The organism is Prauserella endophytica (assembly GCF_005146945.1).
GTDB lineage: Bacteria > Actinomycetota > Actinomycetes > Mycobacteriales > Pseudonocardiaceae > Prauserella_A > Prauserella_A endophytica.
In genome coordinates this window covers 48,767-72,538 of sequence record NZ_SWMS01000015.1, presented here as the reverse complement: position 1 = coordinate 72,538, position 23,772 = coordinate 48,767, and the positions used below count along the sequence as shown (strand labels likewise).

Sequence of the window (23,772 nt, the reverse complement as noted above, 5' to 3'; positions counted from 1 at the left end):
AATGCGTGAGGCTATTCCGTCGTCGTGTGCGGCCGCACGTGGTGGATCAGCTCGTGCAGCGTCTCGTCGGCAAGGCGGTAGTAGACGACCCTCCCGCTGCGGTGCGCGGTCACCAGACCGTGCGCGCGCAGCAGCCGCAGCGCCTGGGAGACCGCCGTGTCGCTCATGCCGGCGGCCACGGCGAGATCGGACACGCAGATCTCCCGCGCGTAGTGGATGCACACGAGCAGCGTCAGCCGTGAGGGATCGGCCAGCACGGAGAACCGGCCGGCCCACTCCTGCACGGTCTCGCGGTCGCCGAGCCCGGCCAAGGCGGCCTCCACCCTCGGCGGGTCGATCAGGCGGCGTTCGGAGGTGCTCGGCACGTGGCCATGATCCCACGGCCGGCGCTCGTGGCTCCGGCATACTGAGCCGGTGAGCCCCGAAGCCGCCCGTTCGCTGTGGATCCTGCTGGAGCCGGTGCACGACGTCACGTACTTCGCTCCTCAGGCGCGGGCCGCGCACGAGGCCGTGGGCCTGCGCGGGTTCTGGCGTGGCTACGTCGCGATGCGGGCCGCCCCGCTGGGTGTGCCGGGCCTCGGCACGGTGACGGCTGCCTTCCACAACTTCGCGCCGTCCTTCCTCGCCCGCTCCATCCCCGCCGTGTGGGAGATGGCCACCCCGGCGCAGGCGCTTGCCGCGCGTAGCGAGGGCGCCGTCGCCGCGCTCGACGCGTACGTCCCGTCGCTGCGCCAGGACTCCCGGCTCGCCGTGGCCGTGGAGGTGCTGCACCGGATCGTCGGCGCCGTCTCGTGGTCCGGCCGGCCGCTGGCCGCCGCCAACGCCGCGCTCGACTGGCCCGACGAGCCCCTCGCCGCGCTCTGGCAGGCCGCGACGACCCTGCGGGAACACCGGGGCGACGGCCACGTCGCCGTGCTCGTCTCGGAGGGCATCGACGGCGTGGAGGCCCACGTGCTGCGTGACGCCGCCGACGGCAGCAGGGCTGTCACCGAGCCCGCCCGCGGCTGGACGGAGCAGGAATGGGCCGAGGCCGCCGAGCGGCTGCGCGAGCGCGGACTGCTCACCGGGGCGGGGTCGCTGAGCGAGAGCGGTGGTGCGCTGCGTGAGCACATCGAGCGGCGCACCGACGCGCTCGCCGCGCCGCCGTACGGGGTGGTGCCGGGGACGGAACTGACGGCGCTTGCGGCGTTCCTGCGGCCCGCGGCGCGCACGCTCGCCACCGAGGTCGTGCCCTTCCCGAACCCGGTCGGCGCCCCGGCGCCGTGAGTCGGTTGTTGAACCGTCCGCCGGTCATGGTGCGGTCGAGCACGAACAGCGGGATCGCGCGCTCGGCGGACATGGCGGCGGCGTGCAGCATGGGATCGTCGGTGGTCACAGCCCCGCGAGGAGGTCGGTCTCGGTGATGCCGGGGCCCTGTCCTTCGCGGATGAACCACTCGGTGCCGAAGGCGTAGGCGAACGCCTCGTCGGGCATGGCGAGGAAGAACGACTGCTCGCTGATCTGGCTCGCGTGCGCGCGCATGGCGTGCCGCTTGTGCTCGAGGTAGGGGGTGACGTCCACGGCGGCGGTGATGACCGACTCCGGTTTGCCGAAGTTCTCGTCCGGCTCTTGCATGTCGGTCCCGGCGAGCTCGGGAACGTTCGCCAGCGCCTGCCTGCCGCGCAGCATGTGGTCGCGATTGATGGTGCCCTGGTAGACGCGCGGGGTGCCGGCCAGCTCGGCGGCGCGCATGCCGACGCGGTGGACCATGATGTGGTCGGGATGGCCGTAGCCGCCGTTGTCGTCGTAGCAGGTGAGCACGTCGGCGGACTCCTCGCGCAGAATGGCGGCGAGCTTCTGGGCGGCGTCCTCGACGGGGGTCGTCCAGAACGAGCCGGGCGCGTCGTTGGTGGGCGTGCCCATCATCCCGGAGTCGACGTAGCCGAGGAACTCGACGCGCTGGGCGCCGAGGATGCCGGCGGAGGCGTGGGTCTCGGCGACACGGCGTTCCCACAGCGGCTCACCGTCGGTGAGGAACCCGTCGGGCACCTCGCCGTGCTCACCCCGGGTGGCCACGACGAGCACGACCCGGTGCCCCTCCTCGTGGGCCTTGCGCATGATGCCGCCGCAACCGATGCACTCGTCGTCGGGGTGGGCGTGAAAGGTAACGAGAGTCGCCATGCCGCGAGGCTAATCGCCGTCCCCGCCCGGAGGCGACCCTTGGTGCGGCTAGACCGGCTTGAGCGGGTCGTGGCCCAGTGACATCAGCCTGTGCCTCCAGTGGGCCTGGCCCGCCGTCGGTTCCAGGTCGTCGCGGCGCTGGGCGTGGACCTTGTCGACCACCTTCTGCATCACCTTGCGGTCGTCGGTGTCCAGGTCCGTCTTGCGCTTGCCCAGTATCTCCAGCACCCGCTGGCCCAGGTGCGGGCCCGCATGGTCCGGCAGTTCCTCGTCCACCGGCGACGCCGCCTCCGTGCGCAGCCATTCCGCCAGCTCCCGCGACGTCATGTTGACGACCCGGTGGAACTCGGTCCACAGCTCGTCCGTCCGCTGATCCGCCATGGGTTCCTCCTTCCGTCAGCCCGGCGTGGTCTCGCCACCGAGCGCGGCGATGACCTCGCCGGTGTAGTACGACGACAGCCGCTCGGCCGCCAGGAAGACGAACGACGGCGCCAGCTCGTCCGGGTCGGCCGGGCGCCCGAGCGGGACGTTCCCTCCGAACTTCTCGACGTGCTCCTCCGACATCGTCGACGGGATGAGCGGTGTCCACACCGGACCCGGTGCGACGCAGTTGATCCGGATCCCGCGTGGGGCGAGCGCCTGCGCCATCGCCATCGTCCACGCGTGGATGGCGCCCTTCGTCGCCGAGTAGTCGATGAGCTTCTTGTTGCCGCGCAAGCCGTTCACCGAGCCCGTGTTGACGATCGCGCTGCCCTCCGGCAGGTGCTTCAGCGCCGCCGCGGTGACCCGGAAGTAGCTGTGCATGTTGACGTCGAACGTGTGCGTCCACTGTTCGTCGGTCAGCTCGTCGACCGACTCCAGCTCCCGCTGCGTCGCGACGTTGTTGACGAGCAGGTCGAGCCCGCCCAGCTCCCGCACGGTCTCCTCGACCACGCGGGTGCACTGCCGGGCCTCGGCGAGATCTCCGCGCAGCAGCACACACCGCCTGCCCTGCTCCTCGACGAGCTTCTTCGTGTGCTCGGCGTCGGCGTCCTCGCTCAGGTAGGCGATCGCCACGTCCGCGCCCTCCTTCGCGAAGGCCACGGCCACGGCGCGCCCGATCCCGGAGTCACCGCCGGTGATCAGTGCCCGCCTTCCCTTGAGCAGATCGCGGCCGACGTAGTCGGTCATCTCGTCGCGCGGACGGGGCTCCATCGGCCCCGTCTCGCCCGGCGGCTGCTGGCTCTGTGCTGGCTGGCTCACGAACGAACCCCTCCTCGACTCACTGTGCTCACAGGAACTTGTCGGCAGTGATCGGCAGGTCCCGCACCCGCACACCCGTCGCGTGGTAGGCGGCGTTGGCGATGGCGGCCGCCGTGCCGACGATGCCGATCTCCCCGATCCCCTTGGTGCCCATGGGATTGACGTACGGATCGTGCTCGTCGAGCCAGTGCGCCTCGACCGACCGCACGTCCGCGCACGCGGCGATGTGGTACTCGGCGAGGTCGTGGTTCACGACGAAGCCGAACCGCTCGTCGGTCACGCTCTCCTCGTGCAGCGCCATCGACAGTCCCATCGTCATCCCGCCGACGAACTGCGAGCGCGCGGTGCGGGGGTTGACGATCCGCCCGGCCGCGAACACGCCGAGCAGCCGCGGGACCCTGACCTCGCCGGTGTCGGTGTCGACCCGGACCTCGGCGAACTGCGCGCCGTAGGCGCTCATGGCGAACCGCTCGGTGTGCGGGTTCTCCGGCTGCGTCGCCGTCCGTTCGTCGCCAGGACTCGGGCCGGCGCCGAACTTCTCGCGGAACGCTCTCGCGGCCTCGACGATCGCCCAGCCCCAGTTCGTGATCCCCGACGACCCGCCCGCCACGGCCGCGGCCGGCAGGCCGGTGTCGCCGATGCGCAGGTCGACGTCCTCGAACGGCACGTCGAGCGCGTCGGCCGCGATCTGGGTCAGGGCCGTCCACGCGCCGGTGCCGATGTCGACCGCACCGATGCGCACCTCGTAGCGCCGGTCCGCGGTGAACCGGACGGTGGCCGTCGAAGACCCTGGCGACTGGTGCACCGGGTAGGCCGAGCTCGCCACGCCCGTGCCGACCCACCAGCCGCCCTCCAGCGTCGAGCGCGCCAGGGCGGGCCGCCCGGCCCAGCCGAAGCGGCGCGCGCCCTCGCGCAGGCAGGCGACGAGGTTGCGGCTGGAGAACGGCAGCCCCGAGGCGGGGTCGGTCTCGGGTTCGTTGCGCACGCGCAGCTCGATCGGGTCCAGGTCGCAGGCCTGTGCCAGCTCGTCCATCGCGACCTCGGGCGCGAACATGCCGGGGCACTCCCCGGGCGCGCGCATCCACGACGGCACCGGCACGTCGAGCGGCGCGAGGCGGTGGCTGGTCCCGCGGTTCGGCGCGGCGTACATTTTCCTGGCCGGCTCGCAGCTCTGCTCGGCGTACTCCTTGATCCGCGAGGTCTGCTCGACGACGTGGTTGCTGAGCGAGACGAGCCTGCCGTGTTCGTCGGCGCCGAGCCGGACCCGCTGGATGGTCGGCGTCCGGTAGCCGACGAACGAGAACATCTGCTGCCGCGTGAGCGCGTACTTCACCGGTCTGCCGGCCATGCGCTTGGCCGCGAGCACGGTGAGCACGATGTTGGCGTGCGGCGTGCCCTTCGAGCCGAACCCGCCGCCCACGTACGGCGCGACCACCCGGATGTCGCTCTCCTCGATGCCGAACGTCGAGGCGACCACCTGCCGCATCGTGTGCACGCCCTGCGTCGAGTCGTAGATCGTGAGCCCCGTCGAGTCCCACGACGCGACCGTCGTGTGCGGCTCCATGGGGTTGTTGTGGTACATCGGCGTGGTGTAGGTCGCGTCGACGGCCCTGGCCGCACCGGCGAACGCGCCGTCCGGATCGCCCTGCCGGGTGTCCGTCTCGCCGCCCGCGTTGACCTCGTCGGGACGGTAGAGATCGGAACGGTCGGCCGACAGCGACACGTCGTGGTCCCGCCGCGCGTAGCTCACCCGCACCAGGCCGGCCGCCTGCCTGGCGATCTCGGGTGTCTCGGCCACCACGGCACCGATCAGCTGGCCCCGGAAGTGCACCTCGGGGGACTGGAGGATCTCCAGCTCGGCGTCCTGCCCGGTCTCCAGCCTCGGCGCGTCGAAGGGGGTGAGCACGGCCAGCACGCCATCGAGCCCGACGGCCTCGTCGGTGCGCATGTCCGTGATGTCGCCGCGCGCGATGGTCGCCTGGACGGGGTGGAGGTACGCGGGGTTCGGCACGGGATGCTCGTAGGCGTACGGGGCGGTGCCGGTGACCTTCGCGGGTCCGTCCACCCGCTGCCGGTTGGCGCCGATCGACCGTGGTCGCAGCAGTCCCGTCACGGCGCGTCCTCCCCGGCCAGCCCGCGAAGTGCCGACACGATCATGTTGCGGGCGAGCTTGAGCTTGAACCCGTTGTCCGGCAACGGTTCCGCCTCCGCGAGCTCGGCATCGGCCGCGGCCTGGAAGGCGTCCACAGTGGCCGGTCCACCTCGCATCGCGTGCTCGGCGAGCGTGGCGTGCCACGGCTTGTGGGCTACACCGCCGAGCGCGAGCCGCACGTCGCGGACCCTGCCGTCGGCGACGTCGAGTGCCGCGGCCACCGACACGAGCGCGAAGGCGTACGACGCGCGGTCCCTGGCCTTGCGGTACCGCGAGTTCGCCGCGAACCGCAGCGGGGGCAGGTCGACGGCGGTGATCAGCTCCCCGTGCTCGAGCACGGTGTCCCGTTCGGCGTGGGCGCCGGGAAGGCGGTGCAGCGCGGACGCGCGCACGGTGCGCTCGCCGTCGGCCCTGCGCACCCGCACCACCGCGTCGAGGGCGGTCAGCGCCACGGCCAGGTCGGAGGGGTGCACGGCCACGCAGTGCGGTGAGGCGCCGAGCACGGCGTGGTAACGCGTGTAGCCGTGCAGTGCGGCGCAGCCCTCACCGGGGGTGCGCTTGTTGCACGGCGTGGTGACGTCCTGGAAGTACACGCATCGCGTGCGCTGCAACAGGTTCCCGCCGGTGGTCGCGAGGTTGCGCAGCTGCCCGGACGCGCCCGCGAGCACGGCCTGCGCCAGCACCGGGTACCGCTCGCGCACGAGCGGGTGGGCGGCGAGGTCGCTGTTGCGCACGTTCGTCCCGATCCGCAGGCCGCCGTCCGGCAGCTCCTCGACGCGGTCCAGCGGCAGCCCGGTGACGTCGACCAGCAGCTCCGGCTCGGCGATTCCGAGCTTCATGTGGTCGACGAGGTTGGTGCCGCCGCCGAGGAACGCGGCCCGGGGGTTGCCCGTCACCGTGGCGACGGCGCTGTCCACGTCGTCGGCCCGGCGATAGTCGAAGGGGATCACGGCGCGGGCTCCGCCTTCGCGGCCACCTCGGAGATCGCGGCGACGATGTTGACGTAGGCGCCGCACCGGCACAGGTTGCCGCTCATCCGCTCGCGGATCTCCTCCTCGTCGAGCGCGGGTGCGGTGCGCACGTCGGCGGTGACCGCGCTCGGCCAGCCGGCCCCGGCCTCGTCGAGCAGGCCCGCGGCCGAGCAGATCTGGCCGGGAGTGCAGTAGCCGCACTGGAAGCCGTCGTGGTCGAGGAACGCCTGGTGCAGCGGATGCAGCCGCCCGTCGGTGGCGAGGCCCGCGCTCGTGGTGACCTCCGCGCCGTCGCAGGCGACCGCGAACGTGAGGCACGTGGTCACCCGCCGCCCATCGAGCAGCACCGTGCACGCGCCGCACTGACCGTGGTCACAGCCCTTCTTGGGCGAGGTGACGCCGAGCCGATCGCGCAGCGCGTCGAGCAGCGTCACGCGGTTGTCGACCGCCAGCGAGCGGCGCACGCCGTCGACGAGGAGGGTGATCTCGGACTCGGTGTCGGCCATGTCAGTCCAGGGGCACGTTCGGGGGCACGTTCTCGTCGTGGCCCGTGTCGATGCCGGGCACGACGGTGCACAGGCCGCGGGCCTTCGTCCCGGCGGGCCTGGCCCCCTTGGGGTTCAGCGCGCTCATGCTGATCGACACGAGCACTTCCTCGCCGTCGTGCAGCGCCCTGATGAGATCCACCGACTCGCTGACCACCGACTGCCGGTCGCGTGGGGGTCGGCGCGCTCCGGCGGTGTCGGGGTCCGGGGTGAACCCACCGTGGCACTGCACGGCGGCCGTCGCCGTGGCCTGCGCGATCACGGCGGGGTGGGCGCGGATCGGCGAACAGGCCGCGGCTGTGGTGACGGGCAGGGAGGTCGGCTGAGAGTGGGCTCCGATCACCGACCGGACGAACGGCCGGTGGCTCTCGGAGATCCACCGGCGCTCGAGCCCCGCCTGTTCGGCCTGCCTCGCCCGGTCCACGAGCTCGTGCGGCCGGAACTCGTCGCAGGCCGAGGCGTAGCCGATGCTCACCATGCTCTCGCTAGTACCCTCCGTGCCGGACGGCCAAACGGGCTATTCCGTGAGCCTGGCCCGCAGAAACGCGAGCGTGCGCGCCAGGAGCCGGGAGACGTGCATCTGCGAGATCCCGACGCGCTCGGCGATCTGGGTCTGGGTCATGTTGCCGTAGAAGCGCAGGATCAGAACGCGCCGCTCGCGCTCGGGCAGCTGCGCCAGCAGCGGTTGCAGGGACTCGTGGTACTCCACGTGCTCCAGCTCGGCGTCGTCCTCGCCGACCGTCTCCGCCAGTGGCAGGGTGCCGTCCTCGTTGTGTGCCGCGTCCATCGACACCGACTGGTAGGCGTTGCCCGCGAGCAGTCCCTCCCAGACGTCCTCGGGGTCGAGATCCAGCTCGGCGGCGAGCTCGCTCGGCGTCGGCGCCCTGCCGAGCCGCTGGGCGAGCCTGCCGCTGGTCTGGCTGAGCGCGAGGTGCAGTTCCTTCAGCCTGCGTGGCACGCGCACGGCCCAGCTCGCGTCGCGGAAGTGCCTGCGCACCTCGCCCATGATCGTCGGCACGGCGAACGCGACGAACTCCGTGCCCCGGCTCGTGTCGAACCGGTCGATCGCGTTGAGCAGCCCGAGCCTGGCCACCTGTAGGAGGTCGTCGCGGGACTCGCCGCGGCCGGAGAACCGGCGAGCGATGTGCTCGGCCAGCGGGAGGCACCGGGTGATGACCTCCTCGCGCAAGGCAGTGTGCCGAGGATCCTCCCTCGGGAGCGCGGCGAGCTCCGTCAGAAGGGGCGCCACGTCCTCGTAACCGCGTCCTTGCTCCGGCACCTCCGGCTGAGGCTGCTGCTCGGACGTCACGGGAACGGCTACCCCGCTCCGCTGCGGGTCACACACCGCCACGGCTTGTGGCGTCCAATGCGGTCAGCGTGCTGTGAACTTCCTGCACGACGTCGGGATGTCCCAGCGGCAGCGGCGGTCCGATCCGGTCGCGGTCGCCCTCGAAGGTGCGCGCGACGACGGTGACCGTGATCCCGGCGCCCTCGAGTTCACTCCTCCGTGTGGACATTCGGTCTTCGCCGTCGTGGAGGCTGTGGGATTCCGGGTCGACGAGGAGTACGGATCGCACCGTGCCGGTGTGCCGCGCGGCCATGTCGAGGCCATCGAAGGCGTTCGGCCCGCTCACCACGATGTCGACCGGCGAGCCGAGCGCGTCGGGATCCGCCATCAGCTCCTCGGCTTCGGTGAGCCCTCCCGCAACGGGCAGCCGGCACCAGCAGACGTGCCGGTCACCCGCGATCTCGTTCCACGTGGGCGGGATCTCCTCGTGTTTGGCCTCTCCCAACGGGTCCAGGACGAGCACGACGGGTGCGCCGCTCTCGCCCGCCCACACCAGGGCGGGCCCCTCCGCACGCGGTTCGGACATCGTCAGCTCCTTCACTCGCTTCGTGGCGACCGCCGGTTACCCGGACCGCGGCGAGCGCAAAACAGTCCATAATGGACGATTCACGAACGGTGACCGGTCTTGCGTGCCGACGCGCGGTGCGCGTACGGTCGCAGCAGGTGGTTGAGCTGTAGCAACCCGTGTCCCAGCCGGCTCTCCGCGAGACCGCGAGCAACCGGAAGGCGGCGACCAAGTGGATGACGTCAGGACCATCGACATCAGAGTCGAGCCCGGCCGGGCCGGGCTCGTGGTGACGCACGTCGCGGGCGAGGTCGACATCATCGCCGTGCCCGCGTTGCGCGACTGTGTCGACGAGCAGTTGTGGGTGGCGCGCTCCCTGGTGCTCGACCTGACCGAGACCAGTTTCTTCGGCGCGGCGGGGTTGTCGCTGCTGGTGCGGCTGTCGACCGCGGCGGGGCGGCGCGCGCTCCCGTGGGCGTTGACGGGACGCCAGCCGGTGCTGCGCCCGCTGTCCGTGACGGGGCTCGACCGCTCGCTGCCGGTCTACCCCGATCTGGGCGAGGCGATCGCCGCCGTCAGCGAGGCGGGCATCGCGGCGGGCGCCCGCGTCCACTGAATCGATCTAGTCACCGAGTTCGGCGGCGGGCCGACGCGACCAGCGCGGTGGTCGCGGGCTGCCAGGGCTGGTGCTGCGGTCCGGTCAGCACCAGGCGGCGGCCGACCGTCTCCCGCAGCGGCACGAGCACGAGCTCACGGCCGAGCAACGCGGAGACCAGCCCCGGCGCCACCGACACGCCAACGCCGTGCGTCACCATCGCCAGCAGCGTCCCCAGCTCGCGCACGTGGTGGGTCGCCCTGAGCGGAGTGCCCGCCGCGCGGAAGAGCCGCCGGACGTGCGGCTCGCAGCCGCCCGCCGAGAGCAGCAGCGGGTCGTCGGCGAGGTCGGCCACCGAGATCGCGGCCTCGCCGGCGAGCGGGTGATCCCGGCGCACCACAGCGTGGAAGACGTCCTCGCCGACCACGGTTCCGGTGTCGCGCTCCGGGTCCACCAGCACGGCGGCGTCGGCCGTGCCGTTGCCCAGCCATTCGGCCACCTCGTCGTCCTCGCCCTCGAACAGCTGCACCGAGATGTGCGGGAGCTCGGCGGCCCAGTGCTCCAGCAACGCGGGCAGCAGCCCCTGGCACACACTCGGCGGCGCGGCGAGGCGAACAGTGCCCTTCGCCGACCCCGTGTGCTCGGCGGCGAGCGTGGTGATCGCGGTCGCCGCCGAGAGCGCCGCCCTCGCGTGCACGAGGATGTCCTCTCCGAACGCCGTCGGCCTCGGCCTGCGGTCACGGGACAGCACCGGGAGGCCGACGGCCTTCTCGAGCGCCGCCACCGCGTGCGAGACCGCGGACTGGCTGACCCCCAGCGCGCCCGCCGCCGCACCGAAGCCACCCTCATCGGCCACCGCGACGAACGCGCGTAGCTGCGCCAGGTTCAGGCTCATGAGCAACTCTCATAGTCATGGCGGAACAACTTGTTGGACTCATTATCGCCCCGCGGGCAAGGTCGTGACCGGAAATCGCCGGACCCGTGGCCGGTGAGAGGGGGAAGGTGGGGACATGATCCGTTGGCTGCCGGGCTTCGTGCTGGTCTCGGCCATGTGGGGCGCGAGCTTCTCGCTGATCAAGATCGCGGTGGACGCGGGCGTCGCGCCGCTCTGGGTGGCGTTCTGGCGGTGCCTGTTCGGCGCCCTCACCCTGCTCGTGCTGTGCGCCGTGCTGCGCACGCCGCTGCCGAGGGACCCCCGGACCTGGGGCCACGCCGCCGTGGTCGCAGCGCTGCTCAACGCGGTGCCGTTCACGCTCGTCGCGTACGGTCAGACGCACGTCAGCTCGGTGCTCGCCGGGGTGATCAACGCGACGACTCCGCTGACGACGCTGCTGTTCGCGCTCGCCCTGGTGTCATCGGAGCGGCCCACGCCCGCGCGGGTCGCCGGCCTGCTCACCGGGTTCGCCGGGGTGCTCGTGCTGCTGGGCGTGTGGCAGGGCGCGAGCGGCGGGGTGCTCGCGGGCAGCCTCGCGTGCGTGGCGGCCACAACGTGCTACGGCGCCGGTTTCGCCTACACCAGAAGGTTCTTCTCGCAGCGGCACGAGTCGGCGACGGTGCTGTCGGCGACCCAGATCGGTGCCGCCACGGCGCAGCTGCTGCTCGTCACGCCCCTCGCCGAGGGCGCGCCGGTGTGGCCGGGTGCGGGTCCCGCGCTCGCGCTCGTGGTGCTCGGCGCGGGGGCGACCGGCGTCGCCTACGTGCTCAATCTCAGGGTGATCCGCACGGCGGGGCCCACGGTCGCCTCGACCGTCACCTACGTGACCCCGTTGTGGTCGACGGCGATCGGCGTGGCCCTGCTCGGCGAGGGTATCGGCTGGAACACCCTCGGCGGTGCCGTGCTGGTGCTGATCGGCGTATTCCTGGCGAGGTCGTCCCCGGCGAAGCCACGGGAACCCAGCCACGTGTGACCCGCTGCCGGCCCGCAGTGAAGGCCACCATGCCTGCGCCCACTCGTCGCCCACCACCGCCCAATCGGAGACGCTGACGCGCCGCTGTGTTTGACCAACGCAGTGAAGGTGGCCTTCACTGCGGCTGGGTGGCTCAGGGGCGCGCGTGCCGTGAGCGGTAGGTCCGCATCTTGTGCCGGGCACCGCAGATGTCCATGCTGCACCACACGCTGTTGCGGCCGGGGGAGCGGTCGTAGAACACGTAGCGGCAGTCCGGGTTGCGGCACACCTTCAGCCGCTCCAGCTCGCCCAGCAGCCCCGCCGTGAACAGAATTCCCAGCAGCGATGCGACATAGCCCTCGACGCCGCCCGGTTTCTTCGGCGGCACCTCGGGTTCACCGGAGTCCGACCACCGGACACCGGCCACAGTGGACTCGGCGAAGCGGTTCAGCGGCGCGGCGCTCGCGGCCGGATCTGCGCCGGCGAGGTGGTCGCGCACGGTCTCCCTGAACGCGAGGAGCAGCTCGTGCTCCTCGCGGTTCGGCTCCCCGAGTTCCAGCCCGTGCTCACGCAGCCAGGCCGCGGTGCTGGCGGGGGTGATCAGTGCGTCCTCCGTGCGGAGCAGGCGCGCCGAGTTGCAGAGGTTCTCGAGCGCGCCCAGCTCCCCCGGCGCACCGGAGCGTGCGTGGACCATGCCGGTGATGTTACCGTCATAACCGCTAAGGCGGTAACGGACCCAAGGGGGAGCCATGGCCGGATGGGAACTGCCGGAGCGGTACGAGACACCGGGCGGCACGGTGCGCTGGGCGCGGTTCGGCGAGGGGCCGCCGGTGGTGCTGCTGCACGGCACGCCGTTCTCGTCCTGCGTCTGGCGCGACGTCGGCCGCGCTCTCGCCGCGCACCACGAGGTCTACGTGTGGGACATGCTGGGCTACGGGCGCTCCGACATGCGCGCGGGTCAGGACGTCTCGCTGCGCGCGCAGGCGGAGATCTTCGCCGCCCTGCTGGAACACTGGGACCTCGGCGAGCCGTCCGTGGTCGCGCACGACTTCGGCGGTGCCGTGTCACTGCGGGCGCGGCTGCTGCACGGCGCCGCCTACGCCCGGCTCGCGCTCGTCGACGTGGTGGCGCTGGCCCCGTGGGGCTCGCCATTCTTCCGGCTCGTCGCCGGGAACGCGCCGGTCTTCGAGCGGTTGCCGCCCAACCTGCACCGGGCGCTCGTGCGCGAGTACGTGGGCACGGCCAGCGGCCCCGGCCTGCACCCCGCGACGCTGGACGCGCTGGTCGAGCCGTGGCTCGGCGAGGAAGGGCAAGCGGCGTTCTACCGGCAGATCGCGCAGGCCGACCAGCGCTACACCGACGAGATCGAACCGCGTCTTGGCGAGCTGGACCTGCCCGTGCTCGTGTGCTGGGGCACGGCCGACTCGTGGCTGCCCCTCGAACGCGGCAAGGATCTGGCCTCCCGGATCCCCGGCGCGCGGCTCACCCTGCTCGACGGCGCGGGGCACCTCGCGCAGGAGGACGCGCCCGCGCGGCTCACCGGTGCCCTGACGGAGTTCCTGTCAGCCGGGCGGTAGCCGGTCGCCCAGCACGCGGCGCAGCTTCGACGGCCACCGCGACGGGCGCACGCCCACCTTCGTCAGCGCCTCGGTGACCAGCCCGAGCAGGCTCTCCTCGGCGGAGTCGGCCAGCTCGACCTCCAGCTCCCGCCAGCTGTCCAGGCCCGTGCCCGTGCCCGCGGCCTCCGCCGTCACGTGGTCGTCCACGAGGGTCGCGAGTGGACGGTCGTCGGCGTCGAGGAGCGAGTAGGAGTACCGCGTGGTGGTGATGCGCGCGACCGGCACGAGCGTCTCGTCGCCGAGCCGGTCGCGCACGCGCTCGGCCAGCGACGGCGGCACCGCGCCCGCCGGGCCGCCGAGCGGCTCGGCCACCTCCTCGCGGTGCCCGTCCGGGCGCGGAAGCTTGAGGTGCCAGCCCGCGTCGCTTCCGCCGGTGCGCCTGCGCAGGGTGACGCCGGAGCCGAGCAGGCGGTAGTCCCGCGCGTCGTAGTAGGTCGCCTCGAGCACCGACTTCACGGGATCGCCCTGCCTGGCCACCGGGCCCACACCGTCGAGGCGCGGCACCGGCAGGTCCAGGTCCAGTTCGAACTTGGCCTCTCGTTCGATCATGCTCGCCTCTCCTCGCTGTGCTCGGCCATGCCCCCGACGTTACTGTCTGCTGGCATGGATCGCCTGGAGCACGTACCGCCGGAAGCCATCAGCCGCACGCTGCCGCTCCTGAAGGAGGCGCCGGCCGTGCCCGACACCACTCGCGGGTACCTCGACCTGCTCGGTCCGGTGGACCGCGAGCCGCCGGGCCCGATCCAGGCGGCGTGGGAGTCAACCGCGGGCGCCGCGGTCTACGACACCGCGCAACGGCTCACCCGCAAGGTCTTCCTCTCGCTGCGCCCACCCATGTCGGTGCTGCGGGTGCCCGACGGCGGGCTCACCCTCGACGTCGGCTCCGGCCCTGGTGACATCACGGCGGAACTGGGCCGTGCTGTGGGGCCGCGTGGATTGGCCCTCGGTGTGGACATCTCGGAGTCCATGCTGGAGCGCGCGGTGCGTGACCACGGTGCGCCGAACGTCGGGTTCCTGCGCGCCGATGCGACGCGGCTGCCGTTCCACGACGGCACGTTCGCCGCGGTCACGTGCCTGGCCGTGCTGCAGCTGATCCCTCGCCCGCTCGACGTGGTGGCCGAGCTGGTCAGGGTGCTCACGCCGGGCGGCAGGCTCGCGATCATGGTGCCGAGTCCGCGCGGCAGGCTGACCACGCGTATCGGCAAGCTCATCACCGACTCGCCCGCAGGCCTCGTGCTGCTGGGCGCCGAGGAACTGGCCGAGAGTCTCCATGCCGCGGGAGCAGGCACCGTGCACACGCGACAGGCGGCCCTGGTGCTTCACGCGCTGGCGGTCAAACGAGGGAGCCGACAACTGAGCGTGTCTTGACAAGACTTATTGTCGGTGACACGGTGGGCGCATGCACGAAGTCGCGGTGATCGACGATCCGGGGGCGGCCGAGGTCTCCCTCGACCCGGTGCGGGCCCGGCTGCTCGCCGAGCTGGCCGAGCCCGGCTCCGCAAGCTCACTGGCGCAGCGGATCGGCCTGCCCCGGCAGAAGGTGAACTACCACCTGCGCGCGCTGGAGCGGCACGGGCTCGTGGAGCTGGTCGAGGAACGCCGCAAGGGCAACGTCAACGAGCGGGTGCTGCGGGCGACGGCGTCGTCGTACGTGATCTCGCCGAACGTCCTCGGTGACGTGCAGCCGGACCCCGACGACTCGCCGGACCGCCTTTCGGCCCGCTGGCTGCTGGCGCTCGCGTCGCGCATGGTGCGCGAGATGGGCGAGTTGATCACCGGCGCCAGGCAGGCGCGCAAGCGCTTGGCCACCTTCGCCGTCGACGGCAAGGTGCGCTTCGCCTCCGCCGCCGAGCGGGCCGCGTTCGCCGACGAGCTCGCCACCGCCGTCGCGGGCCTCGTGTCGAAGTACCACGACGAGGCCGCGCCCGGCGGGCGCGACCACCGCATCGTGGTCGCCGTGCATCCGTACCCGAACCCGGACAAGGCCCCTGGGAAGGAGCCGTCGTGAAGATCAGCCTCACCAGCGTGCTCGTCGACGACCAGGACAAGGCCCTGGCCTTCTACACCGGCGTGCTGGGCTTCGTGAAGAAGAACGAGTTCCCCGCCGGCGGGGCGAAGTGGCTCACCGTGATCTCGCCCGACGGCCCCGACGACGTCGAACTGCTCCTCGAACCGGACGCCAACCCCGCCGTGGTGATCGATGGCAGGCCCGCCGCGCAGGTGTACAAGCAGGCCCTCTACGACGCGGGCATCCCGTGGACCACGTTCACGGTCGACGACGTGCACGAGGAGTACGAGCGCCTGTCCGCACTCGGGGTGCGGTTCCAGGGCGAGCCGACGCTGACGGGCGAGGTGAACAGCGCCGTCTTCGACGACACGTGCGGCAACCTCATCATGATCGTGTCCGCCTGACTTCGCCCTGGAGAGGGCCTGCGTGGCGTCGCGGTGCGGGCGCGCGGCCATTCCCGTGAGCACGACGAGGCCGCGGGCGCGGCAGATACGGCGACCCCGGGCGCCGGCTCCGTCACAACAGCCCGCTGGGGTCGGCCGGTACGTCGACGGCGTGCTCCTGCAGCGCGTCGAGGGGGATCACCTCGATCGCCCGCTCATGTGTGGAGGCCAGCACGACGGGCGGCGCGTGCCCCTCGTGGTAGGACTCGAGCCACCGCGCGGCGCACACACACCAGCGGTCGCCTGGGGTGAGCCCCCGGAAGCCGTATTCGGGGCGGGGAGTGACGAGGTCGTTGCCCGTCGCCTTCTGGTGCGCGAGGAACTCCGCCGAGACGACCGCGCAGACGGTGTGGTTGCCCAGGTCGTCGGGCCCGGTGTTGCAACACCCATCGCGGTAGAAACCGGTGAGCGGGTCGGTGCCGCAGGGCTCCAGGTTCCCGCCGAGCACGTTCCGATCGGTCATGGCCCCAGCCTCGCAGATGCGCCGCCAGGGCGGCAGTGCTTTGGCCTGGCCCGGTGACGTCCCCCCGGCGTCAGCGCCAGGCGAACACCGGCTGTTCGAAGCCGCCGACGCGGGTGGGCCGCCCGTGTAGCACGACTTCCCGGAACTGGTGGAGCACGGCGCCGGTCGGGGCGTGCAGGAGCGTGTCGAGGACGGGCAGCTGGATCACGGGGCGCTCGGACTCGGGGATGCGGACGAACCGGGGTTCCACGTCGAGGTCGGCCAGCGGCAGGAAGACGAGCCTGGCGACCTCGGCCGGGTTGGGCCGTACCGGCGGCTCGGAGCCCGCCCACACGACGACGGGCGCGATCACGTAGCCGGAGCGCGTCACGTAGTCGTCGAGCCTGCCGAGCACCCGGTCCCGGCCCAGTTCGACGCCCAGCTCCTCGTGCAGCTCGCGCAGCGCGGCGGCCTCCGCGTCCTCGCCGTCGTCGAGCCTGCCGCCCGGCAGTGCCCACTGCCCGGCGTGTGCGCGCAGGGTGGGCACGCGCCGGGTGATCCAGATGCCCTGCGTGCCGTCCCGCTCAACGAGGGTGATGGCGACGGCGGCCGCCCGCTTGCCGTTCCGGGGCTCGGTGACGGCTGGAAACGCCGCGAGGGCTCCTTCGACGTCGGTGCGGGCAACCTGCGGCATCCGGCCATCGTACGGGCATACTCGGCCCGGCGACCGTCCCGGCCGCGACTCCCCCGCTCCGGACGCCGAGTCCCCCGCTCCCGACGCCGAGTCCCCCGCTCCCGACGCCGAGTTGCGCGTTCCCGACGGCGAGTTGCGCGTTCCCGGCGGCCGTGCGAGCGGGGGACTCGCGGTCGGGTGGCCGAGCCGGGTAGCGCAGGCGGGATGCGCCCTGCCTCGGTGATTCGCACCGGGACGCGCTGACCCAGCAGGCCCGGCGGCTCGCAGGATGGCCATCGCGCGGGCGGAGAGCGTTCCTGAGTTCGTGGGTCTCACTCACCAAAATCCGTCGCTTGGCTCGAGAGGCCAACAAGGGTTGCGCGAAAAGCAAAGTCGTAGTTTCATACAACAAAACGCGGTCCGGTGTGGCTCTCCTCTGGAAGACCGCCCGCGCCGTGACGCCGGACGAGGAGGTCGATGCCGATGCTGGGACGGGACTTCGCGCCGAGTGTGGTCTACACCGAAGACGGCCTGCGCTGGCACAAGGTCCTGACCAGAGGGCCGCTCATCACGCAGGGGGTGGACGCGCCGATCGTCCGGCTCACGGTCGAGGGCGAGGACGGCGCGGTGTTCCGCCGCCGCGTCAAGGCATGGGCCGACTACGCGACGGCGGCGACGCCTTCGGCACAGCGGTCCGGGGCCGAGCTCGGCGGCGACATCGCGGCCCTCGCGAGAACCCCGGCCCGGCTGGTGCGCTGACGCCTCAGCCATGACGGTCCGCTTCGGAGAGGTCGGCGGCCGAGACGTGCTTGCGCCGCAGCAGGACCAGCACCACGAGCGCCGCCGACGCCGCCAGCAGGGCAACGCCCCACAGCGCCACGGTGTAGCCGCCCGGTGTGAGGCCGGAGCGCAGCGCCGCCAGGGAGGACAGCACCGCGAGCCACAGGCCGCTGCCCACCTGAAGGGTCGTGTTGATCAGCCCGGAGGCCAGCCCGGCGTCGGACTCGGGTAGCCGCGTCGTCGCGAGCATGAACAGCGTGAGGATCGCGCAGCTGCAGCCGAGGAACATCGTGCACAGCGCGGGCAGCACCTCGCTGAGGTAGTCGCTGCCCGGCCCCACCCTCGCCAGCAGCGTCACGCCGAGGGCCACCAAGGCGAGCGCGACCACGAGCACGACCCTCGGGTCGTGGCGCGGCAGCAGGCGCGGGGCGAGCAGGGAACCGAGCGCGACCGTCGCGGCGGCGGGCAGCAGTGCGAACGCGGTCGTCAGCGGGCTGTAGTCCAGCGCCTCCTGCAGGTGGATGGTGAGCAGGTAGAACACGGTCGCCGGCGCACCCGCGACGAGGAACATGGTCGCGTTGGCGGCGGTCAGCGTCCGCAACCGGAAGACGTCCAGGCGCACGAGCGGTGCGCGCCGGATCCGCTGGATCAGCACGAAGGCCGCCAGCGACAGGATCGCGGCGGCACAGGCGCCGAGGGTGACCGGGTCGTCCCACCCGTGCTGCCGCCCACGCAGCACGGTGTAGACCAGTGCGAGCATGCCCGCGGTGACCGTGACGGCGCCACCGAGATCGAAGCCGCCGACCCCCGGGACCCGCGACTCCGGGACGATCCGCGAGGAGACGAGCAGGATGGTCGCCCCGACGATCCCGTTGAGCAGGAAGATGAACGGCCAGGACACCGTCGCGGTGAGGACGCCGCCGAGCAGCAGGCCGACGCCGCTCGAGCCGGCGTTCACCGTGCTCCACACCGCGAGCGCCTTGCGCCGCTCGGGCCCGTCGGAGAACGTCGTGGTGAGTATCGACAGCGCGGCCGGGGCCAGCAGCGCGGCGCCGAGCCCCTGCAGCGCGCGGAAGGCGAGCAACCCGGTCTGCGTCGTGGAGAGACCGCACAGCGCCGAGGCCGCCGAGAACAACGCCAGCCCCGTCACGAAAACCCGCTTGCGCCCGAACAGGTCGGCGCTGCGGCCGCCGAGCAGCAGGAAACCGCCCAGTGGCAGTGTGTAGGCGTTGACGACCCAGGTGAGGCTGTCGTCCTCGAACCGCAGGTCGTGCTGGATCGCCGGCAGCGTGACGATCATGAACATCGCGTTGACGAGCACGACGAACTGCACCAGGCACATGACCAGCAGTACCGCCGATCGGCGCTGGGTGCGGTCGGGTCTCGGAACCGGCGCGTTCGGCGCCGTCGTCATGGGGCTCTCCGTCGTGGTCGCACGGCGGAGAGCCCCGGTCGATGGCGTGGTGCGGGCAACGCAGCGTCCCTCTTCACGAGTTCGATCGGCTAACGCTGGATGAAGGTCCCGAGAGTGCTCGTGACATTGTGCGCGACCGACAGCAGTGATCGCACGGTGGTGAGATAGGTCTTGACCTCGTCGCCGGTGACCCTGCTGTCGCGACTCGTGGGGTTCTTCAGCTCCATCGACCGCTGCCGCAGCAGTTCCACCTGCGAGAACTGGTGGCCGAACTGGGCGGCCACCGCGTCGCCCGTCAGGTGGTCGTTCGCGCCGACCGCGGGGCGCAGTCCCTGGTGCGCCAGCAGACCCGACGCGACGAGCTGGGCCGCGTGCGACAGCAGCAGGAACGCGGACGGCGGTGAGGTGTCGAGCAACTGCTCGGCGGCGTCGAGGTGTCGGCCCGCGAGGTCCATGAACGGACGGCTGTTCGCGGCGGGGCCGCTCACGAGGTCGAGCTGCCCTGAGTCGATCATCTTGGCGAGTGCCGCGCGGCCGTCCGGCCACGGCATCCCGGTCGCCGGACGCTGCCGCGGCCGGACGGGAGCAACCTCGACCACGGGCTGGCCGCGCCGCTGCCGGGGGATCTGGAGGTAGTCCAGCCTTGCCTCGAGTGGCCGGGTCGCGACGTGCACGTGGCACTTGAGCCGGGTCTGCGTGCGCCGTGCGGCCACGTCGATCGCGTCGTGGTCCTCGGGCTGGCCGGGGGCGATCGCGAGCAGGATCTCGAGGCTTTCCGCCGGGGCGCCGGGTATTCCCGCGAACCGCTCCGCCCACGTGCCGCCGAGCACGATCCTGGCTACGCCGGGGATCCGGCCGAACTCCTCGCCGACGATCTGGGGCACGCCGTAGGTCGCCTTGATGAGCTCGGTCAGCGGGGCGATCATCGGGTTGTCGTCCGCGGCGCGCATGAGCCGGATCGTGCCGTCGACGCGGTTGGTGAGGATGCCCGCGACCTCCAGCATCCGGCTCTCCTTGTCCACCGAGGCGAGCGAGCCGCCCGCGTGCTCCGCGAGCTCGGAGAGGCTGAACGAGCGGTGGGGATTGAGCAGCGTCGCGGCCAGAATGCCTGCCTGCACACGTGAACGGAACACCGGCAGCAGCGCGGGAGTGCCCTGGGCGCGGCGCGTCGGCCCAGGCTTGACGGGCGCGTTGCTCGTCACGACGGCGTGTCCGAGCCTGGCCCGCCTCCGGGACGCGGCGGCCGCGGCGTCGAGCCGGTCCTGGGGGATGTGCAGGACCACCGAAAGCCACTGTCGCGAGCCGTGCCGGGGAATCTGGTGCCCGCGCTCCCAGCGAGCGACCAGGTCGCGCGTCACCGTCGGCTTGCCTGCCACCGTCGCCAGTTCGCGGGCGAGCGTGTACTGGCTGAGCTGACGGTGCCTGCGGGCAGACCGGATGAGCTGTGAGATGGGTTCGTCGGACACGTGTTCCATGGTCGTGATCCGCTCCTTCGGGGTTCGGGACAACTCGACGCTAGCCGTTTCCCGAGCCGCCGTCTGTCCGTTTCGCGACCGGTTGAAGACGGTTTCGCGAACCTGTGGATTGTGGCCCCCTGGATTCTTCGCGAATGTCAAGCCGCCGTTGGCCTGAAGTCGTCCCCTGGCCGCTCCAGTCGATCGATCGCGACGCTGGGTGACGTGGCGGTCTGCCGATGTTTCCAGGGTGGAGGAGAGAGACATGCCATTTGCCGACCTGCTGATTCGCAGGGAAGCGTCGATCAGATCAGCGCTTTCCACAATTGACAAGCAGCGTGCCCGGCAGGCATTCGTCGTGGATGGCAGGGGCCGGCTCGTCGGCTCCATCGACGAGGCGGACATCCGCCGCGCCCTGCTCGAGGGCGCCGGGCTCGGGGCACCCGCCTACCCGCTCATTCACAAGTCGGTCGTGACCACGAAACTCAGCACTGGCAGGGCGGAAGTGCTCGACCTGATGCGCGCGCTGCGGCTGTCGGAGATCCCGGTCATCGACGAGCAGGGGCGCGTTGTCGGCGTGCACCGCGAGCGCGAGCTGGTCGGAACCACGCGGCTGAAGAACTGGGCCGTCATCATGGCGGGGGGCCGCGGAACGCGCCTGGCGCCGCTCACCGACAACATTCCGAAGCCGATGCTTCCGGTGGCCGGAAGGCCCATTCTGGAAAGGCTGGTTTTGCATCTCGTTGGCTCCGGAATAAACCGCGTTTTCATCTCCGTGAACTACCTCGGGAAGATGATCGAGGAGCATTTCGGTGACGGAACGCAGTTCGGCTGTGAGATCGAGTACCTGCGCGAGGATCCGGAACTGCCACTCGGAACCGGCGGTTCTCTGCGGCTGCTCGACGACCTCGGTTACGAACCGACCGATCCGTTTCTGGTGATGAACGGTGACCTCGTCACCGAGTTCTCGGTCACCGACCTGCTCGACGCGCATGTGGACAGTGGCGCCGTCGCCACCATCGCGGCCACCGAGTACCAGCACCAGGTTCCGTTCGGAGTGCTGGAGTCCTCGGCGGGCAGGCTGCTGCGGATGGTGGAGAAGCCGCTTTCGTCGTGGGCGGTCAACGCCGGGATCTACGTGCTGGAGCCGAAACTGATCACCCGCATCCCACGCGGCAAGCTCTTCCCGATCACCGCGCTGTTCGACGACTGCCTCGCCTCCGGCTGGTCCGTCGGCCTGTGGCCCATGCACGAGCCCTGGCAGGACGTCGGACGGCCGAACGAGCTCGCCCACGCCCGTGGCCAGCTGTGAAACACCCAAGCGCACACCGACGAAGGGAACACGATCACCGATGAACACCGCCATCCTGGGCACCGGTTCATACCTACCGGATGGGGTACTCACCAGCGCGGAGCTGGGGGAACGGCTCGGAGTGGGTGAGGAGTGGGTGCTCCGCAAGACGGGGATCCGCCAGCGGCGCGTTGCCGCGGCGCACGAGGCGACCTCCGATCTGGGCAGCCACGCCGCCGAACGGGCGCTGGAGGCAGCGGGCATTCCCGCCGCCGACGTCGACCTGATCGTGCTCGCGACGTCCACGAAGGACCAGCCGATGCCGGCCACCGCGTGTCAGGTGCAGGCCAATATCGGCGCGCACCACGCGGCCGCGTTCGACATCGACGCGGTGTGCACCGGGTTCGTCTACGGGCTCGTGACGGCCAACGCGATGCTGACCGCCGATCCCGAGCGGCGGGTGGCCGTGGTGATCGGCGCCGACCTCTACTCGCGGTTCCTCGACTACGACGACCGGCGCACGTCGTGCCTGCTCGGTGACGGCGCCGGTGCGGTGGTGCTGGCCAAGAGCGGCGAGCACCAGGGGATCATCACGAGCACGATCGGCTCCGACGGCAGGCTCGCCCACCTGGTGCAGATTCCCGGCGGCGGCAGCAGGAGACCGCCGAGCTTCGAGACCGTGGCGGGCGGGGAGCACTACTTCACGATGATCGGCCGCGAGGTGCGCAACCTCGCCGCCGAGGTGCTGCCCGAGGTGGTCGCCGAGCTGCTCAAGTCCGCGGACCTCACGCTCGAGGACGTCGAGCTGCTCGTTCCGCACCAGGCCAACGGCGTGATGCTCGCCGAGTGGGCGGAGTCGCTGCGGCTCGCGCCCGGGCAGCTGCACCTGACCGTCGACAGGTACGGCAACACCGGCGCGGCCTCGGTGCCGATCACGCTGGACGACGCCGTGCGCGCGGGGCGGCTCTCGCCCGGCGACATCGCGCTGCTGCTGGCGTTCGGCGGCGGCATGACCTGGGGTGGCACGGCGATCCGCTGGCTGCCCGGGTCCCGGGCACGAGCGTGACGAAGGAAATGGGGAGAAGGACCGTGGCTGAAGGCCTGGCGGCAGACGAGTACGCGGCACTGTGGAAGGACGTCACCACGGCGATCTGGGATCGCCTCGATCCGCTCGAGCAGCAGATCGAGAACGAGGAGCGGATCCCCTACGAGACGGTGCTGCCCGTGCTGCGGGAGATCGGTGCCTTCGGCCTGCTGGTGCCGAGATCCTACGGCGGCAGCGGTCTCTCGATCGCGCAGTACCTGCCGATCATCGGCGAGTTCGCCAAGATCCAGGGCGGCATCAGGGTGATCGTCCACGTGCACAACTCCTTCGCCCACGCCCTGTCCGAGATCGGCGACGAGGAACAGCGCCGGGCGATCCTGCCCGGCGCTGCGACGGGACAGCGTTCCGTGGCGTTCGCGCTGACCGAACCGGACCACGGCACCGGCGCCGACCTCGGCACCACGGCCAAGGCCGACGGCTCGGGATACGTGCTCAACGGGCGGAAGTGGCTCATCACGAACTCCGACCTGGCGAGCCATTTCCTCGTGTTCGCCAAGACGGACCCCGCTGCCGTCTCGGCGCTGCTCGTGGAACGAGACGCGCCGGGGCTGACCATCGAGCCCCTGCCGGAGACCATGGGCTGCAAGGGCGGCCAGCACGGCCTGCTGACGTTCGACAACGTGCCGGTGCCGGGCTCGGCGCTGGTCGGAGCCGAGGGCGAGGGCCAGGAGCACCTCGAACGGGCGCTGGAGATCAGCAGGGTCTTCATCGCGGCGAGCTCGCTCGGGACGGCGGCGCGGGCGCTGGACCTCTCGGTGGCGCACGCGGAGTCGCGCGTCACCTTCGGCAAGCCGATCGCCCACCGGCAGGCGGTGCAGCGGTACCTGGCCGAGATGGCGATCGACGTGTACGCGCTGCGCAGCATGCTCGCCGACGCGGCGGCGAAGTGGGACGCGGGTGAGCGCATCCCCGCGGAGTCGTCGATGGTCAAGCAGTTCGGGCTGGAGGCTGTCGGCAGGGTCACCGACCGCGCGCTGCTGGTGCACGGCGGTATCGGGTACACGCGCAAGCTGCCGGTGGAGCGACTGTACCGCGACGCGCGGCTCAACTGGCTCGAGGAGGGCCCGCCGACCATCCAGTACATGGTGACCGCGCGGGAACTGCTCCGCGGCCACCGGCCGTAGCTCCTCGGGTTCGGC

General features: G+C 71.6%; 28 protein-coding genes. 11 read left to right on the top strand and 17 right to left on the bottom strand.

The window, feature by feature from the left end; translation table 11 throughout:
• Positions 1–11: 11 nt before the first annotated feature.
• Entirely contained in the window at positions 12–365 is a 354-nt protein-coding gene (locus FCN18_RS24770; protein ID WP_112272450.1) for an ArsR/SmtB family transcription factor, read from the bottom strand.
• A 49-nt stretch (positions 366–414) separates the two neighbouring features.
• Between FCN18_RS24770 and FCN18_RS24765 the strand changes: the two genes are divergently transcribed.
• Positions 415–1,266: an SCO6745 family protein gene (locus FCN18_RS24765; RefSeq protein ID WP_113643601.1), complete on the top strand. Its 852-nt coding sequence runs from the start codon at positions 415–417 to the stop codon at positions 1,264–1,266.
• Between the two features lie 105 nt (positions 1,267–1,371).
• On the opposite strand, the gene FCN18_RS24760 is transcribed toward FCN18_RS24765, so the two are convergent.
• From FCN18_RS24760 to FCN18_RS24720, 9 genes are read right to left on the bottom strand one after another with little or no spacing between them, the layout of a single operon-like run.
• Positions 1,372–2,160 (bottom strand): PIG-L family deacetylase, encoded by a 789-nt coding sequence (locus FCN18_RS24760; protein WP_112272446.1) that lies wholly within the window; start codon positions 2,158–2,160, stop codon positions 1,372–1,374.
• Positions 2,161–2,208: 48 nt separating this feature from the next.
• On the bottom strand, positions 2,209–2,541 hold the full coding sequence (locus FCN18_RS24755; RefSeq protein ID WP_112272443.1) for a DUF3140 domain-containing protein: 333 nt from the start codon (positions 2,539–2,541) through the stop codon (positions 2,209–2,211).
• Positions 2,542–2,556: 15 nt separating this feature from the next.
• Positions 2,557–3,402 (bottom strand): SDR family oxidoreductase, encoded by an 846-nt coding sequence (locus tag FCN18_RS24750; protein ID WP_112272441.1) that lies wholly within the window; start codon positions 3,400–3,402, stop codon positions 2,557–2,559.
• A gap of 28 nt (positions 3,403–3,430) precedes the next feature.
• Entirely contained in the window at positions 3,431–5,515 is a 2,085-nt protein-coding gene (locus FCN18_RS24745) for a xanthine dehydrogenase family protein molybdopterin-binding subunit (RefSeq protein WP_137096225.1), read from the bottom strand.
• Positions 5,512–6,504, bottom strand: a complete 993-nt coding sequence (locus FCN18_RS24740; RefSeq protein ID WP_112272437.1) for an FAD binding domain-containing protein — start codon at positions 6,502–6,504, stop codon at positions 5,512–5,514. Before FCN18_RS24740 ends, FCN18_RS24745 begins: the two co-directional genes overlap by 4 nt.
• Positions 6,501–7,031, bottom strand: coding sequence for a 2Fe-2S iron-sulfur cluster-binding protein (locus FCN18_RS24735; protein ID WP_137096224.1), 531 nt, complete (start codon positions 7,029–7,031; stop codon positions 6,501–6,503). Before FCN18_RS24735 ends, FCN18_RS24740 begins: the two co-directional genes overlap by 4 nt.
• 1 nt (position 7,032) lies before the next feature.
• Positions 7,033–7,548: an LLM class flavin-dependent oxidoreductase gene (locus FCN18_RS24730; RefSeq protein WP_137096223.1), complete on the bottom strand. Its 516-nt coding sequence runs from the start codon at positions 7,546–7,548 to the stop codon at positions 7,033–7,035.
• Between the two features lie 39 nt (positions 7,549–7,587).
• Positions 7,588–8,379, bottom strand: a complete 792-nt coding sequence (locus FCN18_RS24725; RefSeq protein WP_112272431.1) for a SigB/SigF/SigG family RNA polymerase sigma factor — start codon at positions 8,377–8,379, stop codon at positions 7,588–7,590.
• A gap of 28 nt (positions 8,380–8,407) precedes the next feature.
• On the bottom strand, positions 8,408–8,944 hold the full coding sequence (locus tag FCN18_RS24720; protein ID WP_112273184.1) for a hypothetical protein: 537 nt from the start codon (positions 8,942–8,944) through the stop codon (positions 8,408–8,410).
• Positions 8,945–9,155: 211 nt separating this feature from the next.
• Here FCN18_RS24720 and FCN18_RS24715 point away from each other — a divergent pair, with 211 nt between their 5' ends.
• Positions 9,156–9,539 carry an STAS domain-containing protein gene (locus FCN18_RS24715; protein WP_137096222.1) on the top strand — a complete coding sequence of 128 codons (384 nt, stop codon included), beginning with the start codon at positions 9,156–9,158 and terminating at the stop codon, positions 9,537–9,539.
• A 10-nt stretch (positions 9,540–9,549) separates the two neighbouring features.
• On the opposite strand, the gene FCN18_RS24710 is transcribed toward FCN18_RS24715, so the two are convergent.
• Entirely contained in the window at positions 9,550–10,413 is an 864-nt protein-coding gene (locus FCN18_RS24710; protein WP_137096221.1) for a LysR family transcriptional regulator, read from the bottom strand.
• A 115-nt stretch (positions 10,414–10,528) separates the two neighbouring features.
• Here FCN18_RS24710 and FCN18_RS24705 point away from each other — a divergent pair, with 115 nt between their 5' ends.
• The gene (locus tag FCN18_RS24705; protein ID WP_112272425.1) at positions 10,529–11,425 is read left to right on the top strand and encodes a DMT family transporter; all 897 of its coding nucleotides are present in this window, start codon (positions 10,529–10,531) and stop codon (positions 11,423–11,425) included.
• Positions 11,426–11,558: 133 nt separating this feature from the next.
• Here the strand turns inward: FCN18_RS24705 and FCN18_RS24700 are convergent, their stop codons facing one another.
• Positions 11,559–12,098 (bottom strand): CGNR zinc finger domain-containing protein, encoded by a 540-nt coding sequence (locus FCN18_RS24700; RefSeq protein ID WP_137096220.1) that lies wholly within the window; start codon positions 12,096–12,098, stop codon positions 11,559–11,561.
• Positions 12,099–12,153: 55 nt separating this feature from the next.
• Between FCN18_RS24700 and FCN18_RS24695 the strand changes: the two genes are divergently transcribed.
• Positions 12,154–12,981: an alpha/beta fold hydrolase gene (locus FCN18_RS24695; protein ID WP_137096219.1), complete on the top strand. Its 828-nt coding sequence runs from the start codon at positions 12,154–12,156 to the stop codon at positions 12,979–12,981.
• Here FCN18_RS24695 and FCN18_RS24690 read toward each other — a convergent pair.
• On the bottom strand, positions 12,967–13,572 hold the full coding sequence (locus FCN18_RS24690; protein ID WP_113643609.1) for a CYTH domain-containing protein: 606 nt from the start codon (positions 13,570–13,572) through the stop codon (positions 12,967–12,969). The genes FCN18_RS24695 and FCN18_RS24690 overlap by 15 nt on opposite strands.
• Positions 13,573–13,626: 54 nt before the next feature.
• On the opposite strand from FCN18_RS24690, the gene FCN18_RS24685 reads away from it, so the two are divergent.
• Genes FCN18_RS24685 through FCN18_RS24675 form a run of 3 tightly spaced genes read left to right on the top strand, consistent with a single transcriptional unit; the run spans position 13,627 to position 15,435 of the window.
• Positions 13,627–14,391, top strand: coding sequence for a class I SAM-dependent methyltransferase (locus FCN18_RS24685; protein WP_137096218.1), 765 nt, complete (start codon positions 13,627–13,629; stop codon positions 14,389–14,391).
• 31 nt (positions 14,392–14,422) lie between these two features.
• Entirely contained in the window at positions 14,423–15,031 is a 609-nt protein-coding gene (locus tag FCN18_RS24680; RefSeq protein WP_137096217.1) for an ArsR/SmtB family transcription factor, read from the top strand.
• On the top strand, positions 15,028–15,435 hold the full coding sequence (locus tag FCN18_RS24675; RefSeq protein WP_112272413.1) for a VOC family protein: 408 nt from the start codon (positions 15,028–15,030) through the stop codon (positions 15,433–15,435). The genes FCN18_RS24680 and FCN18_RS24675 overlap by 4 nt, the downstream gene beginning before the upstream one ends.
• Positions 15,436–15,547: 112 nt before the next feature.
• On the opposite strand, the gene FCN18_RS24670 is transcribed toward FCN18_RS24675, so the two are convergent.
• Together FCN18_RS24670 and FCN18_RS24665 are read right to left on the bottom strand one after the other, a co-directional pair.
• Positions 15,548–15,937: a DUF2237 family protein gene (locus FCN18_RS24670; protein ID WP_113643610.1), complete on the bottom strand. Its 390-nt coding sequence runs from the start codon at positions 15,935–15,937 to the stop codon at positions 15,548–15,550.
• Between the two features lie 70 nt (positions 15,938–16,007).
• The gene (locus FCN18_RS24665) at positions 16,008–16,610 is read right to left on the bottom strand and encodes an NUDIX hydrolase (RefSeq protein ID WP_112272409.1); all 603 of its coding nucleotides are present in this window, start codon (positions 16,608–16,610) and stop codon (positions 16,008–16,010) included.
• A gap of 456 nt (positions 16,611–17,066) precedes the next feature.
• Here FCN18_RS24665 and FCN18_RS24660 point away from each other — a divergent pair, with 456 nt between their 5' ends.
• A complete protein-coding gene (locus FCN18_RS24660; RefSeq protein WP_137096216.1) occupies positions 17,067–17,348 on the top strand; it encodes a hypothetical protein in 282 nt (93 codons plus the stop codon).
• A gap of 4 nt (positions 17,349–17,352) precedes the next feature.
• Here FCN18_RS24660 and FCN18_RS24655 read toward each other — a convergent pair whose 3' ends face one another.
• Positions 17,353–18,783 (bottom strand): MFS transporter, encoded by a 1,431-nt coding sequence (locus FCN18_RS24655; protein WP_137096215.1) that lies wholly within the window; start codon positions 18,781–18,783, stop codon positions 17,353–17,355.
• 89 nt (positions 18,784–18,872) lie between these two features.
• Positions 18,873–20,258 carry a helix-turn-helix domain-containing protein gene (locus FCN18_RS24650; RefSeq protein ID WP_137096214.1) on the bottom strand — a complete coding sequence of 462 codons (1,386 nt, stop codon included), beginning with the start codon at positions 20,256–20,258 and terminating at the stop codon, positions 18,873–18,875.
• 244 nt (positions 20,259–20,502) lie between these two features.
• Between FCN18_RS24650 and FCN18_RS24645 the strand changes: the two genes are divergently transcribed.
• Genes FCN18_RS24645 through FCN18_RS24635 form a run of 3 tightly spaced genes read left to right on the top strand, consistent with a single transcriptional unit; the run spans position 20,503 to position 23,757 of the window.
• Positions 20,503–21,549 (top strand): nucleotidyltransferase family protein, encoded by a 1,047-nt coding sequence (locus tag FCN18_RS24645; protein WP_137096213.1) that lies wholly within the window; start codon positions 20,503–20,505, stop codon positions 21,547–21,549.
• 40 nt (positions 21,550–21,589) lie between these two features.
• Positions 21,590–22,594, top strand: coding sequence for a 3-oxoacyl-ACP synthase III family protein (locus FCN18_RS24640; protein ID WP_137096212.1), 1,005 nt, complete (start codon positions 21,590–21,592; stop codon positions 22,592–22,594).
• A 23-nt stretch (positions 22,595–22,617) separates the two neighbouring features.
• Positions 22,618–23,757 carry an acyl-CoA dehydrogenase family protein gene (locus tag FCN18_RS24635; protein WP_228714113.1) on the top strand — a complete coding sequence of 380 codons (1,140 nt, stop codon included), beginning with the start codon at positions 22,618–22,620 and terminating at the stop codon, positions 23,755–23,757.
• Positions 23,758–23,772: the final 15 nt, after the last annotated feature.

Excerpts from the sequence above, each read along its gene's own strand:
- FCN18_RS24760 (WP_112272446.1), bottom strand. The coding sequence starts at position 2,160 with ATGGCGACTCTCGTTACCTTTCACGCCCACCCCGACGACGAGTGCATC.
- FCN18_RS24755 (WP_112272443.1), bottom strand. The coding sequence starts at position 2,541 with ATGGCGGATCAGCGGACGGACGAGCTGTGGACCGAGTTCCACCGGGTC.
- FCN18_RS24735 (WP_137096224.1), bottom strand. The coding sequence starts at position 7,031 with ATGGCCGACACCGAGTCCGAGATCACCCTCCTCGTCGACGGCGTGCGC.
- FCN18_RS24730 (WP_137096223.1), bottom strand. The coding sequence starts at position 7,548 with ATGGTGAGCATCGGCTACGCCTCGGCCTGCGACGAGTTCCGGCCGCAC.
- FCN18_RS24720 (WP_112273184.1), bottom strand. The coding sequence starts at position 8,944 with ATGTCCGAACCGCGTGCGGAGGGGCCCGCCCTGGTGTGGGCGGGCGAG.
- FCN18_RS24710 (WP_137096221.1), bottom strand. The coding sequence starts at position 10,413 with ATGAGCCTGAACCTGGCGCAGCTACGCGCGTTCGTCGCGGTGGCCGAT.
- FCN18_RS24705 (WP_112272425.1), top strand. The coding sequence starts at position 10,529 with ATGATCCGTTGGCTGCCGGGCTTCGTGCTGGTCTCGGCCATGTGGGGC.
- FCN18_RS24700 (WP_137096220.1), bottom strand. The coding sequence starts at position 12,098 with ATGGTCCACGCACGCTCCGGTGCGCCGGGGGAGCTGGGCGCGCTCGAG.
- FCN18_RS24695 (WP_137096219.1), top strand. The coding sequence starts at position 12,154 with ATGGCCGGATGGGAACTGCCGGAGCGGTACGAGACACCGGGCGGCACG.
- FCN18_RS24690 (WP_113643609.1), bottom strand. The coding sequence starts at position 13,572 with ATGATCGAACGAGAGGCCAAGTTCGAACTGGACCTGGACCTGCCGGTG.
- FCN18_RS24685 (WP_137096218.1), top strand. The coding sequence starts at position 13,627 with ATGGATCGCCTGGAGCACGTACCGCCGGAAGCCATCAGCCGCACGCTG.
- FCN18_RS24680 (WP_137096217.1), top strand. The coding sequence starts at position 14,423 with ATGCACGAAGTCGCGGTGATCGACGATCCGGGGGCGGCCGAGGTCTCC.
- FCN18_RS24670 (WP_113643610.1), bottom strand. The coding sequence starts at position 15,937 with ATGACCGATCGGAACGTGCTCGGCGGGAACCTGGAGCCCTGCGGCACC.
- FCN18_RS24665 (WP_112272409.1), bottom strand. The coding sequence starts at position 16,610 with ATGCCGCAGGTTGCCCGCACCGACGTCGAAGGAGCCCTCGCGGCGTTT.
- FCN18_RS24660 (WP_137096216.1), top strand. The coding sequence starts at position 17,067 with ATGCCGATGCTGGGACGGGACTTCGCGCCGAGTGTGGTCTACACCGAA.
- FCN18_RS24655 (WP_137096215.1), bottom strand. The coding sequence starts at position 18,783 with ATGACGACGGCGCCGAACGCGCCGGTTCCGAGACCCGACCGCACCCAG.
- FCN18_RS24650 (WP_137096214.1), bottom strand. The coding sequence starts at position 20,258 with ATGGAACACGTGTCCGACGAACCCATCTCACAGCTCATCCGGTCTGCC.
- FCN18_RS24645 (WP_137096213.1), top strand. The coding sequence starts at position 20,503 with ATGCCATTTGCCGACCTGCTGATTCGCAGGGAAGCGTCGATCAGATCA.
- FCN18_RS24640 (WP_137096212.1), top strand. The coding sequence starts at position 21,590 with ATGAACACCGCCATCCTGGGCACCGGTTCATACCTACCGGATGGGGTA.